The organism is Phycisphaeraceae bacterium (genome assembly GCA_020639155.1).
Lineage (GTDB): Bacteria > Planctomycetota > Phycisphaerae > Phycisphaerales > UBA1924 > JACKHF01.
The window spans coordinates 1,259,013-1,279,137 of sequence record JACKHF010000001.1; the positions used below are offsets into that span (position 1 = coordinate 1,259,013).

The 20,125-nt window shown below is 54.5% G+C and carries 15 protein-coding genes; 13 read left to right on the plus strand and 2 right to left on the minus strand.

All coding sequences use genetic code 11. The features are described 5' to 3' along the window. Positions 1 to 37: 37 nt before the first annotated feature. Positions 38 to 691 carry a hypothetical protein gene (locus H6815_05390; GenBank protein MCB9859871.1) on the minus strand — a complete coding sequence of 218 codons (654 nt, stop codon included), beginning with the start codon at positions 689 to 691 and terminating at the stop codon, positions 38 to 40. Between the two features lie 142 nt (positions 692 to 833). Between H6815_05390 and H6815_05395 the strand changes: the two genes are divergently transcribed. The 4 genes from H6815_05395 (at position 834) to H6815_05410 (ending at position 6,154) form a co-directional block, all read left to right on the plus strand. Continuing rightward, the gene (locus tag H6815_05395; GenBank protein ID MCB9859872.1) at positions 834 to 2,606 is read left to right on the plus strand and encodes a polysaccharide biosynthesis protein; all 1,773 of its coding nucleotides are present in this window, start codon (positions 834 to 836) and stop codon (positions 2,604 to 2,606) included. Positions 2,607 to 2,794: 188 nt separating this feature from the next. Beyond that, entirely contained in the window at positions 2,795 to 3,115 is a 321-nt protein-coding gene (locus tag H6815_05400; GenBank protein ID MCB9859873.1) for a hypothetical protein, read from the plus strand. A 30-nt stretch (positions 3,116 to 3,145) separates the two neighbouring features. Continuing rightward, a complete protein-coding gene (locus H6815_05405) occupies positions 3,146 to 3,550 on the plus strand; it encodes a DUF721 domain-containing protein (protein MCB9859874.1) in 405 nt (134 codons plus the stop codon). Between the two features lie 6 nt (positions 3,551 to 3,556). Beyond that, positions 3,557 to 6,154 carry a ComEC/Rec2 family competence protein gene (locus tag H6815_05410; protein ID MCB9859875.1) on the plus strand — a complete coding sequence of 866 codons (2,598 nt, stop codon included), beginning with the start codon at positions 3,557 to 3,559 and terminating at the stop codon, positions 6,152 to 6,154. Positions 6,155 to 6,156: 2 nt separating this feature from the next. Here H6815_05410 and H6815_05415 read toward each other — a convergent pair whose 3' ends face one another. Then, on the minus strand, positions 6,157 to 7,140 hold the full coding sequence (locus H6815_05415; GenBank protein MCB9859876.1) for a site-specific DNA-methyltransferase: 984 nt from the start codon (positions 7,138 to 7,140) through the stop codon (positions 6,157 to 6,159). 269 nt (positions 7,141 to 7,409) lie between these two features. On the opposite strand from H6815_05415, the gene H6815_05420 reads away from it, so the two are divergent. The 9 genes from H6815_05420 (at position 7,410) to H6815_05460 (ending at position 20,100) form a co-directional block, all read left to right on the plus strand. Beyond that, complete coding sequence (locus H6815_05420) at positions 7,410 to 8,234, plus strand: hypothetical protein (GenBank protein MCB9859877.1); 825 nt, start codon at positions 7,410 to 7,412, stop codon at positions 8,232 to 8,234. 43 nt (positions 8,235 to 8,277) lie between these two features. Next, positions 8,278 to 8,979: a hypothetical protein gene (locus H6815_05425; GenBank protein MCB9859878.1), complete on the plus strand. Its 702-nt coding sequence runs from the start codon at positions 8,278 to 8,280 to the stop codon at positions 8,977 to 8,979. 81 nt (positions 8,980 to 9,060) lie between these two features. Next, positions 9,061 to 10,986 carry a hypothetical protein gene (locus H6815_05430; GenBank protein MCB9859879.1) on the plus strand — a complete coding sequence of 642 codons (1,926 nt, stop codon included), beginning with the start codon at positions 9,061 to 9,063 and terminating at the stop codon, positions 10,984 to 10,986. 28 nt (positions 10,987 to 11,014) lie between these two features. Continuing rightward, on the plus strand, positions 11,015 to 12,403 hold the full coding sequence (locus H6815_05435) for an aryl-sulfate sulfotransferase (GenBank protein ID MCB9859880.1): 1,389 nt from the start codon (positions 11,015 to 11,017) through the stop codon (positions 12,401 to 12,403). A 36-nt stretch (positions 12,404 to 12,439) separates the two neighbouring features. After that, positions 12,440 to 14,824, plus strand: coding sequence for a VCBS repeat-containing protein (locus H6815_05440; GenBank protein ID MCB9859881.1), 2,385 nt, complete (start codon positions 12,440 to 12,442; stop codon positions 14,822 to 14,824). Between the two features lie 278 nt (positions 14,825 to 15,102). Further along, positions 15,103 to 15,852 (plus strand): hypothetical protein, encoded by a 750-nt coding sequence (locus tag H6815_05445; protein ID MCB9859882.1) that lies wholly within the window; start codon positions 15,103 to 15,105, stop codon positions 15,850 to 15,852. A 260-nt stretch (positions 15,853 to 16,112) separates the two neighbouring features. Then, on the plus strand, positions 16,113 to 17,762 hold the full coding sequence (locus tag H6815_05450) for an esterase-like activity of phytase family protein (protein ID MCB9859883.1): 1,650 nt from the start codon (positions 16,113 to 16,115) through the stop codon (positions 17,760 to 17,762). A 215-nt stretch (positions 17,763 to 17,977) separates the two neighbouring features. After that, entirely contained in the window at positions 17,978 to 19,198 is a 1,221-nt protein-coding gene (locus H6815_05455; protein MCB9859884.1) for a hypothetical protein, read from the plus strand. Positions 19,199 to 19,386: 188 nt separating this feature from the next. Continuing rightward, complete coding sequence (locus H6815_05460) at positions 19,387 to 20,100, plus strand: hypothetical protein (protein ID MCB9859885.1); 714 nt, start codon at positions 19,387 to 19,389, stop codon at positions 20,098 to 20,100. The last annotated feature ends 25 nt before the right edge of the window (positions 20,101 to 20,125 follow it).

Consider the following 20,125-nt stretch of genomic DNA (forward strand, 5'->3'; position numbering starts at 1 on the left):
ATTCCGCATTATTCGGAGACTGGTTGCATGTGCATGGTCAGTTTCCGAAGGCTGCTGCGACGAGCGTGTCCGCTGTGGCGTCGTCTCCAACAGCTTTAATGGCTCGCGCCACACGCTGCTCTGCGATCTGGCGTGACTCGCCCAATGTGATCAGCGCGTCGATTGCATCCTGGATATTCGGCGGGTACTGCAGGTTTGAGATTGGGAGAGCCTCGACAGCAGAGCCCGACTTTGTCTTCATCGAAAGTGCATCGTCTGCGCTGGCAAATGCGTCGAGTTTGCCCGAGAGTTCCGCGATCATGGTCTCTGCGGTGCGCTTGCCGATCTCGGGCAGCGAGGTGAGTGCCTTGGCATCACGCGCGAGAATCCACGCAGCGATACGCTGGGGCGGATGTATCATCGCGCGGAGTGCCTTGCGGTTGCCGACACCCTTGACAGTGGTGAGCAACTCGAAGAACTCGCGCTCGTTGATTCTTGTGAAACCAATCAGGCGCGGGATGAAGCTTGCGCCTTGATTATGTGATTCGAGGTACTCCATTGTGTGGAGCGTGACGGTTTGGCCGAGTTGTGGCGTGAGTGTGTCGGTGAGGAAGGCTGGCATGAGCAGTTCCCGTCCGAGCCCGTCCGGGGTTGCGATGAGAATGGCGAGTCCATCGATGGCTTCGAGTGTGCCTGTGATTCTGGCGATCATGCCGAGAGTAAAGCCGGGCTGATGGTGCTTTGCGCGGTGAACTATGCCGAACTGTCGATCAACGACGTCCGAGAACTATGCATGATGTAGTTTGGAATGGGTTTCGCGCGCCGATCGGGCACTCAACCGATCAACAGGGACGATGCGAACACGTCTTTCCACGCCAATCAAGCCCGATTCCGCTCCCGCCCCAACGACTGCCGCGACGCAGACCGCGATACTCATCGGCACGTCACAGACGGTGCAGCAGGCGCAGCGGTTGATCGATCTGTCCGCGAGCACGCACCTTGATGCGATCGGCACGGTGCTGGTTGGAGCAGAGCAGGAATGCGACGGTTGCCGGTCGATCGCGACGATGGTTGTTGAGTCCAAGCCAATCGATGCGAACATAAGCGCGCCAGCGATCACGAACCTCACATCATCCACCACAAGCACCGCGCGCGCGGTCACGCATGGGTTGTCTGAACAGAACAAATCGCCGCTGCTTGTGTCAGAAGATGCGTCAACGAATCTGTCGCTTCCCATGCTTGGGTCGGTCGATGCGCTCGGTGCGATTGCTGGTCGGGAACAGATCGACATTGCGGTTGTGTGCCTACCCAGCGCAATGTCGAAGACGATCGGGCGCGTGCGCGCAATGCTTCGCGAGCTTGGTATCATCGAGAGGTTCGTACCGCCGATCGGGGAACTGCTCGAACGCACACCGCCGTACACGATTGGCATGGCGCAGGAGCGATCGAGTTCCGGCACAGGAAGCAGCGGAGCGGTGGATCCGGTGCAACTGCTCGGTCGTTCGGCGCGCGTGCCTGCGCCCGGTGCAATCGAGTCCGTCGTTGAGAACAAACGCGTGATGATCACGGGCGCCGGTGGTTCGATCGGCTCGGAGATCGCGCGCATTGTTGCTGCACACAACCCGAGTGCGATCATGCTCATGGAGCGGAGCGAGAATGCGCTCTTTGAGATTGATCGTCGAATCGGGAGGCAGTTTCCGCAACTTCAGCGTGCTGCTGTTCTGAACGACGTTGTAGATGCGGAGTTGACGCTGCACCACATGCAGCAGTTTGCACCACAGATCGTCTTCCATGCTGCAGCACACAAGCATGTGCCACTCATGGAGGATCATCCATCGCACGCGATCACAAACAACCTGTTTGGAACAAAGGCCGTTGCGGATGCTGCAGCAGAGGTCGGGTGCGAGAAGTTTGTGCTGATTTCATCCGACAAAGCAGTGAACCCGACGTCGGTTATGGGTGCGACGAAGCGTCTTGCGGAGCTGTACGTGCAGGGATTGCACGCGCGAGTGAACGCGGATCATCTGCACACCAACAGAGCGCCGACGAAGTTTTCTATGGTTCGTTTCGGAAATGTACTCGGGTCGGCGTGCAGCGTGCTGCAGATCTGGGCGGCGCAGGTTGCCGATGGCGGGCCGATCACGATCACCGATCCGCGCATGACGCGCTACTTCATGACAATTCCTGAAGCGGCTGCGCTTGTGATTCAGGCTGCGGGGATCGAGTCGTCGTCTGCGCACGCGCTGGTACACGTGCTCGACATGGGTGAGCCAGTGCGCATCGTTGATCTCGCATCGCGGTTTGCACGCGCGATGGCGTTTGCGCCGATGATCGACGGAATGCACGATAGCGCGATGCATCACGCCAGCGCGCTCCCTTCGATGGAGATTCGGACAACAGGCATCCGTCCGGGCGAGAAACTGCACGAAGAGCTTGCACTTGCGTGGGAGACACTCGAACCAACACAGGTGGCGGGTGTGCGTGGGTGGCGTGGGCCCGCGGTTGATGTAGCGATGATCCAGCGGATGGTTGCAGATCTTGATCGTGCTCGAGCACTGCGAGATCGGGCGGGTGTTGTGTCAGCCATCCAGCGATGGGTGCCGAATATGCAGAAGGCGGCAGCCTGACCAGAACGTGGTGGTATGTGCGCACAAACACAGGTGATTGATACACAGGATTTTCACATCAGAGAATGTGAAAGGGATTTGTTCGCATTGGGTTTGACAAATCATTCAGATCGTGTGAACATACCGCATCATTTGTGTGTTCAGCATTTGTCTGTGACGTGTCCACTCGGGTTCTCCGATTGGACTGGGTGAATCGAAAGGCGGCTGACATGCTCACTTCCGATCGACTTCGTGCAGCGCGTGATTGGGCGGCTTCCATTCGACGGGCGCAGGAAGATCTTGCAGCACTGACCCGTGCGCGCGAGGAGTCTGAGGCACGTCTGCGGGATGCCAGGCAGACCGATGCGATGAAAGCGGTCACGGGGACAAGCGCGATCGACAATGCTATCGCGGCAACCCAGCGGATGATACAGATGCTCCAGCGTGAGCTTGCGGCTCTCAAGAAGACACTCAGCGATACCGAACTTCGCACATTGACCGACATGATCGGGCAGCTTCCGGCGGTGTAATGCGTAGCCGATTGTGATACACTGTGCGCGATGACGCACAATGCAGAGAACGCATCCGACGTTGATCCTGTTCTTGAGCAGCGCCTTATCTTTGCGCGAAGCCTGGTGCGAAAATCGCGCTCGGCAACAGTGCATGATCTGGTGCAGACCCAGCAACGGTCTTGGAAGGCAAAGTCACAAGCGAGCATCCGTGCAGATCAGTGGCTTGATGCAGCACTTGAAGTGTGGATGCGCCTGTTTCCCGATGAAACCGGGCAGTTGTGCAGACCAGTCGGGCTGCGCCATGGTACGCTTGTTGTTCATTGTGCAGACATCGGCGCGAGGCACACGGTTGATCGTCTATTGCGGGCGGGCGCGATCCGTCAACTGAAGGATTTGCTCCCTGATGTTCAACAGGTACATACGGTTGTCAAGCCGGTCGAATCGCATAAGTGACTCGCTATGGGTGGGACGTCTTCAGCGACACACACCGTGATTCCGCTACCGGAGTGGATACCGACAGGCGCAGCGCGAAGGGCGTGTATTGCGCTGGCGTGTCTGGTCACTGGCATTCTGGTTGGTAGAGCACTTCTTTCGAGTGATGCTGCGGAGCACTCGTTGCTGGCGTCCTCGGGGTTGTGGACTGGTGCGATCTTTGGTGTACTGGTCGCAGTACTTGCGATCCGCAGGGCGTTTGTGCTCGCACTTGCGATGATGCTCGTTGGTGTGCTGATGATGGTCGTTCGCGTTGGGCCGTGGCCAGATCATTCAGTAGTGCATCAGCTTTCTGCAGCGAGCAGCGATCGGGCGGTGCTTGTTGATATCGGTGGAGTTGTGTCATCCGCCGCTCGGATTGAGCATCGGAAAGATATCTCCTTGATGCCACGTCCGGACGTGCTGGTGTTTGATCTTCGCATTGTGCATAGTGCTCTGGCGCCGGAACAGAAAACGAGTGGAACAGCACGAATCCGCGTTGATCTTCCAGAGAACTACGACGCTCAAGACGCAATCGGCGGGATTGCGATCGGCGATCGTGTGCGTGTGATGGGACGTGCTACACAGTATAAAAAACCATTGAATCCTGGTGAGCGCGACACAACGCTGCTTCGCAGACAGGCGGGTCTTGCGTGTACCGTGAGTGTGCCGAACATGGATCTTGTGACCAGTGCAGAGCATTTGGAAGTGCCCATGCTCCTTCATGCACTGACAACACTGAAGAGCGGCAGATCGATCCTGCAACGGCGAGCATCGCGCTGGATGGACAATACGTTTGGCAGCGATGATGACGATAATGCTGCAAACGCGCTATTACGAGCGTTGGTGCTCGGCAAGCGTGACAACCAAGAATCGCAGGAGATCTTTGCACGCACCGGCGTTGCGCATCTGCTGGCAATCTCTGGGTTCCATCTGGCGGTGCTTGCGTGGTTGATGCGATTGTGTGTGCGCCTGACTGGCGATTGGGGTCGGTTTGAACCGGTGTTTGTTGGAGCGATGGTGCTTGTGTATGTTGCGCTAGTTCCTGCAAATCCACCGATCGTGCGTGCAGCAACACTGGTTTTTGCGCTGATGGGCGCTGAAGCACTTGGAAGACGGTACGACCCGGTTGCTGTGCTTGCGTGGACGGCGTGCGGTATGTTGATCTGCAAGCCGATGGACGCGTTCAACATGGGATTCCACCTCACGTTTGTGCTGGTTGGAGCGCTGCTGGTGTTAACGCCAATGATTGCCGCGAGATTCGAGGCAAATGTGATTGTTGGGAAGCCGGGGGAGGCTCATCGCACTACGCGCGTGCAGTGGATATGGGCGCAGTCTCGCGATCTATTTGTGACGAATGTGATGTGCTGGCTGATCGCAACGCCGATTGTGATGTACCATGCTGGACTCCTGAGTGTGATCGGTGTTGTTGCAACGATTCTTGTCGGCCCGGTGGTCGTGGTGGTGCTGATGCTGGGCGCTGTAATGCTCTGCGCGGCTGCAATAAGTCACGCACTGGGGACACTGATTGGCTCTGTGGTTGTTGTCCCCGCTGAACTTGCTGTGTTGATTGTGCGATGGTGCGACAGCATTCCGGGCTCATCAGTTCGTGTGCCCGCGGTGTCGATCGCGTGGGTGGTTGCGGCAGTCGTGTATGGGTTCTTCTGGTGCGGTCGCGTATTTCGATACCACTGGCGTTCACGGATTGTGTTTGCGATTGGATGTGTCGTGTTACTGGGATGGCTGGCCGTCGAGATTCGCTTCGCGACGCACCTGTCATCGCAGACAGCGCTGCGTGTTGATACGCTCGCCGTTGGCGATGGCACGTGCCACATACTTCGCTCTGATCGCGACGCACTTCTGTGGGATTGCGGGAGTCTCGGGCTTGATATTGGTGTGCGCCTTGTGCCGAACGCGCTGCGCGCAGTTGGTGGGTGGCGTGTGCCGACTGCGATTCTCACTCATCCGAACATCGATCACTATAACGGACTGGTGAGTGCAGCGAACGACATTGGACTCAGGCGTGTGCTCGTGACGCAGCGGTTTCTTGATACAGCGAGTACCAGGCCGCATGGCGCAGCTGCTGATTTGCTGCGAGATCTGGAGATAATGAATATCGAGATTCTGACGATCGGGAAGGGCGATGTGATCCCGTTCGGCAGCATGCAGCTTCGCGTGCTCTGGCCACCAAAGGATCCGGTTGAAGTTCGACGCTTTGCCTTTGATAACGACACATCTGTTGTTGCCCTGATCGAATCGACCGATGAGCAGTTCGCGACACGTCGTATGCTGATGACTGGAGATATCCAGCGCAGCGCGATGATCGCGATCATGACAGAATATCCAGAACTGCAAGCCGATATGCTAGAGCTTCCGCATCACGGGAGTTACTCCGACGTCTCGCACGAGTTTGTTGGTATGCTGAGCCCGGCAATCGTTGTGCAATCGACCGGCGTACAGCGGCTTGATGAGACACGATGGGATCGGGCAAAGCAGACGCGACAGTGGTATGCAACGCCGGACACCGGCGCAATCACGACGGAACTCTTGCGCGATGGCACATGGCGTGTGCGCACCATGCGATAAACTCAGACATTACGGAATGTTTGCCGGGTTTTCTCGGATGTTGATCGCGCCTGATGGATCGCGGTGGAAACGCCGCGGGCTTTGCCGAGATTGACAGGGCCGGCCTTGATCCGCTGGATGCATCGTGCCGCATTGTCCTTTGAAAACTCTGTACCGATGAATCGTCGATTGAGCGCGTGTGCAACGACGCCCGTTGTGCCAGAGCCAAGGAACGGGTCCATCACGAGATCGCCCGGCTTTGACGTCGCGAGGATTACGCGTTCGAGATAGGCCTCGGGCAGTTGATTGTCGTGACCGTGGCGGCGTTCCTTGTTGTTCCCCTGGATACGACCCCAGTATGGTCCGTACCACACATCCAGCGGCACGCGCTTGCCAGCAGGCATGCCGTCACGCTTTGAGAGCGTGCGCGGGTCAAAGTATGTTGTTGCACGGTCTGTGGGCTCAAGGATCTCTGAAGTGTCCCACGTGCGCTCGAATGTGCCTGTGGGATCGGGCTTGACAAAGTAGAGGGCGTGGACCTTTGAGTTGATAAAGCGCGATTTTGTGTTCTGCCCGAACCGATAGTGCCAGATGCACCAGTTGATCATCTCAAGCCCGGGCTGGTTGTTCTTGTCGTCTTCTTTCTTGAGATGCACAACGATCTCAGCTGCGGTGTCATCCGGAATGTTCACCCAGAATGCACCGCCGGGGCGTAACGCGATGCGGCACAGGTTCAGCCACTGGTATGTAAACTCGAGGAAGTCCTCGCGAGGCATGTTGTCTTCCCACTTGTCGTACGCGCGATTCCAGTTGAACGGCGGATCTGCGAAGACGAGATCGACCACCCCTGCGCCTGTTTCCTTCGTCGGCTGGCAATCGGAGATGGTGGGGATGATGTCGCGGCAATCGCCGATGTAGACACGCGCTTCGGGCGGCCCCTTGATGCTTGTGCAAGGGAACGCCTTTGCACGCTGCGCAGTACGCTTTGGCTTGGTTGCTGTCGGCATGAGCAACGATAGATGGTTTGTTTGGAAAGCGCAAGTTCGTTCGGCTGTCATTCACGCATTTATTCTCGGGTTTTCGGGAAGGATCTGATCGGTGGCTGGATGGGGGAAGGGGCGAAAAACTCGGTAGATTGGCGAGAATTTCTTCCACAGCGTTGCAGGTATCCTGTATATTGAACAGGCGCCTGACATGGCCGAACATGAATCAGTATGTGTAGCAGCCGCTGCACAAGAGACAATGCGCATAGCGGCATTGAGAAAGAGGAGCTGGAATGATCATCAGAGCAAGCATCGTGTCCGCAGCAGTTCTGTGTGTGTGTGCGGGAGCAACAGCGCAGACGGTCGTTGTACCGAACGCGGCTGCCAATGCCGCCGGTACTGGCGGGTACACGACGATCTTCAACAACCAGCCTCGCGGGTACCAGTTGATCATCGGTCAGGCGGAACTCGGCGGTATGCCGGTGGGCAGTGTGGTGACAGGGCTCGAATGGCGTCAGACATCATGGCAGGTGTATCCGTCATGGCCGAGCGTGACGCTGTTGTACTCACAGTTTGATGTGTCGCTGGCAACAGCTGCAAATACGCCTGCAAACATGAGCACCACGTACACCGAGAACATCGGGCCCGATGTTGTGCAAGTGCATAGCGGAGCATGGCAGGTGGATGCGAACTCGTATGCTGGTGGGAGTCTCTCGCCGACACCGAACGCGTGGGGAACAACGATCCAGTTCGCAAGCCCCTTCACCTATCAGGGCGGAGATCTGTGCCTGACAATCCTGCATACTGGACACGGGTTTTCGAACTGTGCGCTTGATACCGTGGGTAGCGCCGACATGAAAGCAAAGGGCACGAGTGATATCTCGAATCCGAACGACTGGTACAACCAGGGACCGATTGTGACGCGGTTCCTCTTTGATGCACCGGTCGCCTGCTATGCTGATTGCGACAACAACAACACGTTGAACATCTTCGACTATATCTGCTTTGGCAACGCCTACAGCACAAATGACCCGTATGCTGACTGTGACGGGTCCGGTGGATTGAATGTGTTTGATTACATCTGCTTTGGCAATGCGTACGCAGCTGGGTGTCCGTGAATCCGTGCGTGTTTCACGTGAGTGGAAAGAAAGGGAGAACAACATGAAGAGCGTTTGGTTCCTTGGTGTGTGTGTGATGACATGCTGCGCATCGGCGCAGACAACACTCGAGTTTGACCCGATGCAGGGCTGGGCTTCTGCCGGCGGTGTTGGTGGTGGGCGTGCCGCATACTTCACGTGCGATGAGACCATCACGCTCACTGGCGCGGGGTTCTACTGCGACATGAATCCGGGTCTCTACGAGGTGCAGATCTATCAGGGTGCTGGCGAGTTTGCTGCTCCCGGGCCGCTGCTGCACTCGGTAACTGTGAGTCTTGGCGGGATCGGACAGACATGGCAGGACGCTGCGATCAGCTACACGCTCAACGCTGGACAGGACTACCTCCTTCACTTTCGCAGCGCAGACCCGAATCTGTCAGTCGCCAACAGCTATCAGCGGTTCTTCTGGGGCGATGATCCGGGTGAGGATCTTGATCTCGGCGTTGTCACCATCCGCGATGGCCGAGCCGGGTACGACGCGTCAAACTATTCGAATGTTGCGTTCCCCCGCATGCGTATCGAATACGTTGACACCACGTGCTATGCCGATTGTGATCAGAGCGGCTCGCTGAATATCTTTGATTACATCTGCTTCGGCAACGAGTACTCTGCTGGAAGTTCGTACGCCGACTGCGATGGCAGCGGATCATTGAATATCTTCGATTACATCTGCTTCGGCAATGAGTACGTAAATGGATGTCCGTAAGTCTCAGTACTGCACTGGCGTTGGAAGCAACGCTGTGCAGATTTTTACATACACATATTCTTGAGCACAGGAGGCGCATCCATGCGATCCCCCATCGGCTTTGTTTCATTCGCCGCACTCACTGCGCTGCTGACGTTTGATTCCAGCGCACAGATATCGATTACATCTGACAACCGGCTCATTGTCGCGTCGGCAGAGAATCTTGGCGTTGCGCTCGATGATGAGTTCAAGGAGACGGGCTTGGTGTATCCCGGTCAGCCATGGAACGAGTCGGTGGATGCCAGCGTCGCGGGTGTTCAGGCGAAAGCCATGCAGCAATCGGAGCTGACCTCGTTCAAGATCACAGGGAGTGGTCGAACCGAGGAGGACGCGTTCTGTGGCGGTGGATGCACAATGTACAGCAACGCGGAGTCCAGAATCTTCGCAGAGTTCACCGTGGCGACATCCACGCCGTTCTCGATCATTGGTGAGTTGCACGCGCTGCACGTGAACGAGGGTGTAGCGCAGAGCGAGATATCCCTCTCGGGCTCAGTCACAGGCGAGCTCTACACCAATCTGGCTGAGGCGTCCAAGACTTCCGTTACCGAGCAGATTATGTTCTCGGGAACCTTCGAGCCCGAAGAAACCTACTACCTCTCGGTTGGTTGTGTGTCGCACACCACGGAAACGGAGTCGCTCGGTTCTGGTACAGCAACGTTCGAGTTCATCATTGACGCTGGCGACACAGATGGCGACGGGCTCGCGGACGGGTGGGAGACAAACGGCATTGATGTCAATGGCGACGGCACGATTGATCTTGATCTGCCAGCTATGGGTGCCGACCCCATGCGCAAGGATCTGTTTATCGAGGTTGACGCGATGACGGGTCGTGCACCGCACATCTCGGTGCTTCCAGCGGTCATCGTCGCGTTTGCGAACTCGCCGGTGGAGAATCCAAACGGCACAACGGGGATCACGCTCCATCCCGTGCTCGACGAGATCAATCTTCCGCTCCGCGATTATCCGAATAAATTTACTGAGTTCGATCAGGACAAGAACGCGTACTTCGGCACAATGACCGAGCGAGCCAGTGCCAACTGGACGAACATAAAGGCAGCACGCAATCTCGCGTTTCGGTACTGCATCTTTGCAAACACGTGGGGTGGGACAACATCAAGCGGGCTCGCAGAACTCCCCGGCGACGATTTCATGGTCACACTCGGCGGCTGGAATACACCTGGCGGCACGCCCAATCAGCAGGCTGGCACGTTCATGCATGAGCTTGGACACACGTTGTTCCTTCGCCACGGTGGCGATGACAGCATCCATAACAAACCGAACTATGTCAGCGTGATGAACTATCTCTGGCAGACACCGGCGTTCTGGTCAAACGCATTCTGGATTCTCGACTACTCGCGCATCGAACTCCCATCGCTCAACGAGGCGATGCTTATCGAAGCCGACGGACTCGGCGCACCCATGGGTGCGTATCCAGTTGGCGCGTATGTGATGTTCGGTTTGCCGGGCACGCCACACCCGAATGGACTGCGCCAGTTCCAGTACGCCAGCCTCGACCATGGGGATCCGGTCGATTGGAACAACACCGGCACAATCAGTATGAGCGCAACGTCCGGCGACATCAACTACCTCTACACATGCACTCCACCACCGGCAAACTGTTATCAACAGCCGTCGCCGAACGAAATTCTCAATGGCCACGACGACTGGTCGGTGCTTTGGTACCACATTGGCGGTCATGCGAACTTCTCAGATGGCGTACACACTTCAACAACGGATGATGGCGAGATCACCTCCGAGATCTTTGAGGCGCTCAACTCGATCCCGCCTCTCCCGAGTGCCTGCTACGCCGATTGTGACAAGAGCGGCTCATTGAATATCTTTGACTACATCTGCTTTGGCAACGCATATAGCGCAAACGACCCATACGCCGATTGCGATGGCAGTGGATCGCTCAACGTGTTCGATTACATCTGTTTCGGGAACGAGTATGCGAGCGGTTGTCCATAACCCTGGATACGCTGAATGGAGAGGGTTCATGCGATCGATATCTGTCCAGTTCGTGTGCTCCGTGGTGTTTACTGCTGGTGTGAACTCAACTGTGATGGCTCAGGCCTATCCGGAATGGACGCTCTATGCGCCGTTTCAAGGATCCACATCGACCTATCTGATCGATCTTGCAGGGAACAACGTGCATACGTGGTCAAGTAACTTTGCGCCTGGCATTGCGGTCTATCTTCTTGATGATGGCGCGCTGATGCGTACGTGCAACGACCAGACCGTGTCAAACTTCGGGGGCGGAGGTCGTGGGGGCCGCATCCAGAAGATCGCGTGGGATGGCACAATCGAATGGAACTATGTTGCAGCTGGTCCAAACTACGTGCAGCATCACGATATCGAGATACTACCGAACGGGAATGTGCTGGTCATGGCATGGGAACGGTTTACGGGTGCTGAAGCAGTTGCGATGGGTCGCGATCCTGCACATGCTGGCCCGTGGGTGTGGTCGGAACTCATCTACGAAATCGAACCAACGGGCCCAACGACGGGCGACATCGTGTGGGAATGGCACGTGTGGGACCATCTCGTGCAGAATCTTGATCCAACGAAACCAAACTATGGGAACCCCGCGGATCATCCCGGCAGAATCGATATCAACTTTGGGCCGAGCGACTCAGACTGGCTGCATTGGAACGCCATCGATTACAACGCCGAGCTCGACCAGATCGTCGTTTCGTCAAGAACATGGTCGGAGATCTGGATTCTGTCGCATGAGAAGGGGCACTCGGGAGATCTGGTGTATCGATGGGGCAATCCACGTGCGTACGGACGCGGGACACAAGCAGATCAGATGCTGTTTGGTCAACACGACCCCGAGTGGATTCCCGATGGTCTGCCGGGCGAGGGCAATATCACGATCTTTAACAATGGCGACGGGCGAGGATACTCATCCGTTGTTGAGCTTGATACGGGTGTCAATCCCGACGGTACATACACACTTCCTGCAGTTGGTGGATATGGACCATCCGGATTTGTCTGGGAGTGCGATGCGCTGAGCGGGCAATCCTTCTTTTCGCTGATTATGTCGGGTCTGCAGCGTATGCCCAATGGCAACAGCCTTGTTTGCCCTGCAACAGCTGGCACGTTTATCGAGATAGACGCAAACTGCAACGTCCAGTGGAGCTTTGCTGCAGGTGGAACACAGTTTCGTGCGACACGGATTGGCGAGCACGATCCACGCCTTGAGGGGCTTTTGTGGTGCTACGCGGACTGCGACGAGAACACTATGCTGAACATCTTTGATTACATCTGCTTCGGAAACGCGTACAGCGCGAGCGAGCTTTACGCGGACTGCGATGGCAACGGATCACTCAACGTGTTTGATTACATCTGCTTTGGGAACGCGTACGCAGCCGGGTGCCCTTAGCTTGGGGTCAAACATATTTAGATTTAGAAAACACTAATGAAAAAACAAATTATGATAACAAGTTCTGTTCAACTTTTTTATAAAACTTTGTGGTGTCTATTGGTAATTTGTCTCTTTGCGACATCTCTTCATGCGCAGCACTATGCTCGAGCTTTTCCGGGATCAGGCTCTGTCGCCGGTGCTAGAAAGGCGAGGCTTGTCGGTGATTTAGACGGTGATGGAATAGTTGATGCAGCAAGTGCATCGTTAGGTCTCCATGTTTACCTGGGGAATAAACGACCAGGCTTTGATCCAGAAATTGTCTTTGCTAACGGGATTAACTCACCTGGAGACGCACTGGTTACGTCGGGTGACTTCGATAATGATGGAGACATTGACTTGCTGATGTCTGGCAACGGAGAGTATTTACTTTATGTAAATGATGGGTTAGCATTTTTTTCTCAGCAAAGTCGTATCGAAGTTGTCGGCATCAACATGTCCGGGACATCGCTGGCCGGTGATATTGATTTAGATGGAAATGTTGATGCTGTCATATTGGGGTATGGAAACAACGCCGAAGCAGCCATAGTTCTCTTTGGAGACGGATTCGGTAACTTTGCGGACCCTGTTATAGTTGGACTAGGCAATGGCGCAGCGGACATCAAGCTAGCAGATATGGATAGCGATGGAGATCTCGACATTGTCGCCTCTGTTTCAACTCAGCAGACTACTGGAAGAGTTGCTATTGGAAAATATATAGGCAACCAGGCCTTTGCATCGGTTGTTCATTATGTGGCTGATCGAAATCCAACTGGAATTGATGTTGTTGACATCGACAACGATACGGATTTAGATGTCGTTGCTGCTTGTTATGGATCAGACAATATCGTTGTGCTTGAGAATGATGGTGCTGGAGGTTTATCGCTCTCGTTTGGAGTCGGTGTTATAGGTGAAGTTAGGGCCATATCAGTTGCAGATTTGGATAATGATCTTGATCCTGATTTTATTGTTACAACAATCGATTCCGATGAGCACGTAGTTATTGTCAATAATGGCAATGGAGTGCTAACCGAAACCCAGAGATTGCCGGCGGGAAGTGTAAACGTTATTGGCTGGACTCAGCCTGTTGATTTGGATTGCGATGGAGATATTGACATTGTTCGTTCAGGTGACATTTCGATCGGCACATTTGATCCGGAGATTTTTCAGATTCTGATAAATCAGGGCAACGGCACTTTCGAATCTTGTGAACGCACATCCTTGCCAGAGAATGAGTGGTTAATCGCAGCAGATGTTAACTTTGATGGTAATCAGGATCTTCTTTGTTGCGTAGGTGGAGAAGTGACTCCCATGCTGAATGACGGTTTGGGAACATTTACAAAGAGCGCTGCACTATTTAGTTCGTCTGAGTACCCGATGGAATATATCGATATAAACAAAGATGGTATATATGACATTGTAATGTCCCGATTCCGAGAGTATGCGAGAGGTGTAAGATTTAAGGTGGCTATGGGAACCAATACAGGCAGCTATACCCAGCTGACCCTGATGCAACCGCCGGGAAATCGCGTGGGCCAGACAGTTACTGGCGACTTTGATAATAACGGCTATGTAGACATTGCTTCCGTTGTTTATTCGAACGCTTCCTCGCCCAGTAACTTGGCGATATGGGAAAACGATGGCGAGCAGTTTGTACTTGTGCTTCATGATCTGGAACCAGAAACAGTATGCCTTGCCGCTGGAGATATTAATAATGACACGCTATTAGATATTGTTGCGTGCTCTCGCAATCGAGTTCAAGTATTGAAAAATAGGGGGGACGGCAGTTACTCAGTTGAGTCAGTGATTGAAACTATTGGCGGTATTCAACAGGTAGCTCTTGTAGATTTGAATAATGACGGTCTCCTTGACATATGCGCGGCTGGCTTGTACCTGTATTCATTCGCAGGGGACGGCAGCTTTCAGTTTGAGTTAGTTGATGAGTTTATTACTGTCACAGGATCCGCAAACGCTCTTATAGCAGAGGATGTTGATTCAAATGGAACAATCGATATTCTCATGAATACTTATACAAACAGCGGGGTCTGTGTGGTATTGGGACATGGTGACGGCACGTTTGAGGCACCGACCCTTCATTCTGCGTGGCCCCGCGTTGTTACGATAGCGGCTAACGATTTTGATGGAGATTGTTCGGTTGATGTTGTAGCATGCGGTCGGGCGCAATACCAAAATGATTCTGGCGTATCTCTACTGAGAAACCATCAGCAGGCTCTTTGCTATGCAGACTGTGACAACGATAAGAACCTTGACATCTTTGATTACATCTGCTTCGGCAACGCGTACAGCGCGAGCGAGCTTTACGCGGACTGCGATGGCAACGGATTACTCAACGTGTTTGATTACATCTGCTTTGGGAATGCCTACGCAGCCGGGTGCCCGTAAGGATGCCGTACAACGCAGTCATTGCGAATGGACGGATATTGTGCAATATGTGGTCCGGGCTGTAGATGCGCCTTCAGCGTCACAGCCGGCATGGAGATGCTCTTGTGCATTGTCAGCACGCGCGATGCATTCCTTGTGTGAAACGTAGGAAAATCCTGTACACTGAGGTGTCACGCTCATGCGTGTGAGTGTGCCGCAACGACGTTGTTTGGTGGAATGTTGTCGCAGGAGTTTCGGGCACGATTTCATCAGGCAGAGCAATGAAGGGAAGGTTTGACATGCGTTTGATGCACGTTCTTTCTGTTGGAGCAGTTGTAGTATCATCCGGCTATGTGTCTGCACAAACATTGGTGTGCGGACCAGCAGGGACGGGGATCACTCGTGGCGCCCTGATTGATGTCCGCAATGACAGTCCGAATCCCATCCAGCTTGACAGTCTAGATTTTTTCATTGGCGCAGGTTCAGCAGCGCCACCAGTCTACACGACACAGATCCAGTGCTTTGTCGCACCGGGAGGCTGGGAAGTCAACGCGAGTATGCCAGCAAACTGGACTGTGATAGGCGATCACACGTACGACCTTACTGGGGCGCATGGCAGCACTGAGCACATGGACCTTGACGTGACAACCTTGGTGATCAACCCGGGTGAGACCTACGGGTTTGCGCTTCTGTCGCATGCGCCAAACACGAGTTCGGTGCGATCTCTTACCGTTCAGACGGATGCAACGGGGCCATATTCAGATGGCAAGTTGACCGCGGTTCCTGGTGCTATTGCGAACGACCTCAACTTTACACCAAACCAGTTCGGTATTGGCACACGGATGTACTCCGGCAGTATCAACTATACTGAACTGGATAGTTGCTATGCCGATTGCGATGGCAGCGGATCGCTGAATATCTTTGACTATATCTGCTTTGGAAACGAGTACTCTGCACAGACCAGTTATGGTGATTGCGATGGCAACAGCATGTGGAATATTTTCGACTACATCTGTTTCGGCAATGAGTATTCGGCAGGCTGCCCGTAACCGGTATGAGTTTGTATTCTGTCAATCGGCACCTCGCGGGTGTTCCTGCGAGGTGTCTTTGTCTTGGCCTTTGTGAAGAACCAGTAAGCATCTGAACCTGTCTTGTACAGATCTTCATTGAACTTGAAATCAGTCTGAACGTTGATCCACGCGCTTCGCGGCTTCACTCTTCCTTTCACACGCGTCGCACAGTGCCGGAAGCTTCCCGCTCCCGGGAAACATGGTCCGGTGCTGAGCGCGAATCATGGAAGGAATGCATCATGCGTCGTACATCGTTTGCTGTCGTATCCATTCTCGGGGCTGCAGGACTTGCCCACGCTCAGTACACCACGCCGAACGTGATCAATCAGCCAAGCTCCATATTCGCTTCTCTTGGCGGGATGCGGTTTGTGAACCATGGCCTTGTCGGTGTAGGGCGCATCCCATCATTTCTTGATGCGCAGGGTTCGACATATGGATCGGTGTCGGCACTGGCTATCGCGCCCGGTACATGGAGCTACGCGCCTGCCACGGGGTTCTCAGGCACGTTCCTCACGGTTCCCGATCGTGGACGCAATGACCCTGCAACATCCAGCTTCATCGATTACCAGACACGAATCCAGATGTTTGACTTTACTTTCAATCCGCTCGCAACTGGAAGCGGAGTGTCGCAGGACCAGATTACATTCAACTATACCGGCATGACACTGGCGACAGAGGCGACCGGTGAGCCGCTTGTTGGCAACGACCCTGACACGTTCACCACGACATTGGGCGCGCTAGTGCCAAGACTGAACGGCAATATCACTGTGGATGCTGAAGGCATCATTGCGCTTGACAACGGGAACTACTACATCAGCGATGAGTACGGCTCGGCGATCTACTACATCAGCGCAAGTGGAACACTCCTTGGCGTGATTAATCCACCCGATGCACTGCTCCCCCGTGATGCTGCAACGACACCACACTTCACATCGACAGCTGCGCCAGTGACCGGGCGCAGGCAGAACCAGGGCATGGAAGCGATTGGTCTGACTCCCGATGGTGCATACCTCATCGCAGTGAATCAGAGCGCGGCTATCCAGGACTCCAGCTCAGGCGGGCAGCCCGCACGCAGGCACACGCGTGTACTGATTTTCGATATCCAGACAAACCCGGTCCCCACAGCGCCGATTGGGCACTATGTTCTTGAACTTCCAACGTATCGCAATGATGGTAATGGATCAGCAGTGAACGCTACAGCTTCGCAGAGTGAGCTGGTCGCACTCAGTGACACGCAGTTCCTCCTGCTCCCGCGCGATTCTAACGGTCGTGGTTCGCAGAACGGGCAGCCGCTCGTATACACGAGCATTGTTGCAGCAGACATATCCGGTGCAACGAATCTTGTCGGCACAGCGTTTCATGACACGACGCCGGTAGCACCCGGTGGAGTGCTTGATCCGTCTATTACTGCGGTTGCAACGCAGGAGGTCATCAATATGCTCAATCTTGCTGACCTGACTCGATTTGGTCTTAATCTTGATATCACAACTCAGCAGCCCGATGGCGATGCCAACACATTCTCTGAAAAATGGGAAGGACTCGCACTCGTGCCAGATCTCTCAACCCCCGAGCAGGATGATTACTTCCTCTTTGTTGCGAATGACAACGATTTCATTGCGACCAACGGTGTGATGGCGCCGTTTGGCATTGCTCCGTTCGCATACAGCGACCCGTTCGATCACGATACCATGTTCCTTGCATATCGCGTGACGCTTGATCTCTGCTACGCCGATTGCGATGGCGGTGGTACGCTAAACATCTTTGACTACATCTGCTTCGGTAATGCATACAGCATGAACGACCCATACGCAGACTGCGATGGCAACGGTACGCTGAATGTGTTTGACTACATCTGCTTTGGTAACCTGTATGCGGTTGGTTGCCAGTAACTGAACTCAGCACACAACAGCCTTGTGATGTTTGCGCGCCGGTCGTTCTCGACCGGCGCTTTAACTGTCGCTGCTGATATGTCTGCAAGCGGACTTGCGGTCCAATAACCGATCTGTATCATACGATTGTGTCTCAGCAGTGGCACACGCAGGGAGTCATGGGAAGACATTCGAGTATCATGGCCGATCGTGGGTTTCACCAGATTGGAGTAGCCGTGAAACAACAATGTGCATTGGGATCTTTGGTTGTGTGCGGGTTCGCATGTGTTCTCTCCGCTCAGCCGGAGTACCAGATTTATGACATCGGCATTGTGCAGACGAGCGACTTTGGTTCGCAGGCGTTCGGTGTCTCGCCAAGCGGCATCGTGACGGGACGATCTCTTGGCAGCCCAACGCATGCGTGGTCTTGGACTGAAGTGGGTGGTCGTGTCGATCTGCCAAACCTCGCGTCGCCTGTCCGCGCATTCTCGGTTGGCAACGGCGTGAACGACGCTGGTGTTGTCGTCGGCGTTGGTTCAACCACTGCGTTTGGTTCAGATCCATTGCCATTGATGTGGGAGAATGGCGTTGTCTCAGTGCTTCCGCTCCCAGTGACCGAGACACTTGGACGTGCGTACGACATCAACTCGCTCGGTGTTGCTGTTGGTTCGGTCAATGGCGGCAGCCTGGAGCGCGGTGCGATCTTCAATGTGCCTGTGCCGTCGGTCATTACACAGACAACGACCAACGGCAGCTACATGCAGGTCGCGTATGGCATTAATGATGCTGGGCTGATTGTTGGGACTGGGTTTGATCCGAACAACGCAGCGATAAACGCAGGTGTGGCGTTCGACATGAACACGCTCAGTGCGTTTTTGATTCCTGCATTGTCGGGTGACAACTCTGTGATCTGCTTTGCAGTTGGCAACGGCGGACATGTCGTTGGATCAAGCTCATTCAATCAGGCAAACGGCAAGCCGTTCATCTGGACGCAGACTACTGGTTCTCTTGCGATCCCTTTGCCTGTTGGCACAAGCCAGGGATCAGCACGCGGTGTGAACGCGAACGGCTGGGCTGTTGGAACAGCGTCCAATGCGTTTGCAATCCCATTTCTGTTCGATGGCACGCAGACGTATCTCGTCGCGGATCTGCTGCCTGCGGGCTCCGGATGGGATCTGTCCATGAACACGTCGTCCTCGGCCATGGGAATCTCGGATGATGGCATCATTGTCGGGACGGGTGTTCACAACAGCAACACACGGGCATATGCCATGGTGCCGACCACATCGTGCTATGCCGACTGCGACGGGAGCGGCACGCTAAACATCTTTGACTACATTTGCTTTGGGAATGAGTACGCAAGCGGTTCTCAGTACGCTGATTGCGATGGGAGCGGCTCGCTGAACATCTTTGACTACATCTGCTTTGGGAATGCGTATGCAGGAGGGTGCCCTTAACAGTCAAGCCCCATTTCCACGGCTATATGTCCGAAAAACCGGTTGCGATTTCTCCCTGTTTCCAGTAAACTGAACAACGGATAGGGCTTCGTGGGCCTTGGTCCACTGTTGAGTTTGATTGCAGGGTCTCTTCTGGACGCTGTAGTTGTGTTTGTTGTTGTGTTAGAGTGAAACGAGAGGAGTTCAAAATGAAATCAGGAAGTGGATTGGTTGGAATGCTGGCCGTAGCAGCGCTTGCTGGAGCAGCATCTGCCGATGTTGTTATCAGCAACCTCAATATAGCTTCAGCCAGTGGCACAGTGTTTGGTAACTGTGCGACAACTGTGTACAAGGCAGGCGGGTTTACCATGCCCACCAGCGGTCCGAACTATGAGCTTGATCTTGTCCAGCTTTATGTGAACTTTGACACATCGCCGCCAGCAGAAGATCTGGCTGTGTCGGTATGGTCTGGTGCGGGTGCACCATCAACACTGCTTACAACGACAACAATGTCAGGAACTTCAACAGGCCTCGGCGCGTTCGACTTCGTCCCCGATTCACCTGTGACCCTTGAAGCTGGCCAGACATACTGGGTGTATGTGGAGCCGACAATACAGTCTGGATGTACTCGCTGGGAAGGCGATTCCGGCGGCGCACAACCCACTGGTATTGCAACAAGCGCTGGTTATATTTTTAATGGCAACTCCAGCGCCTTTGCCAATCGTTACGAAGTGCAGGGTTCGCCTGATACTGGCTGCTATGCCGACTGCGATGGGAGCGGCGCGCTGAACATCTTTGACTACATCTGCTTCGGCAACGAGTACTCAGCGGGTACCGCGTATGCTGACTGTGATGGTTCAGGCTCACTGAATATCTTTGATTACATCTGCTTCGGAAACGAGTACAGCGCCGGTTGTCCGTAATACAGATGATGCCTGAACGGGGTGG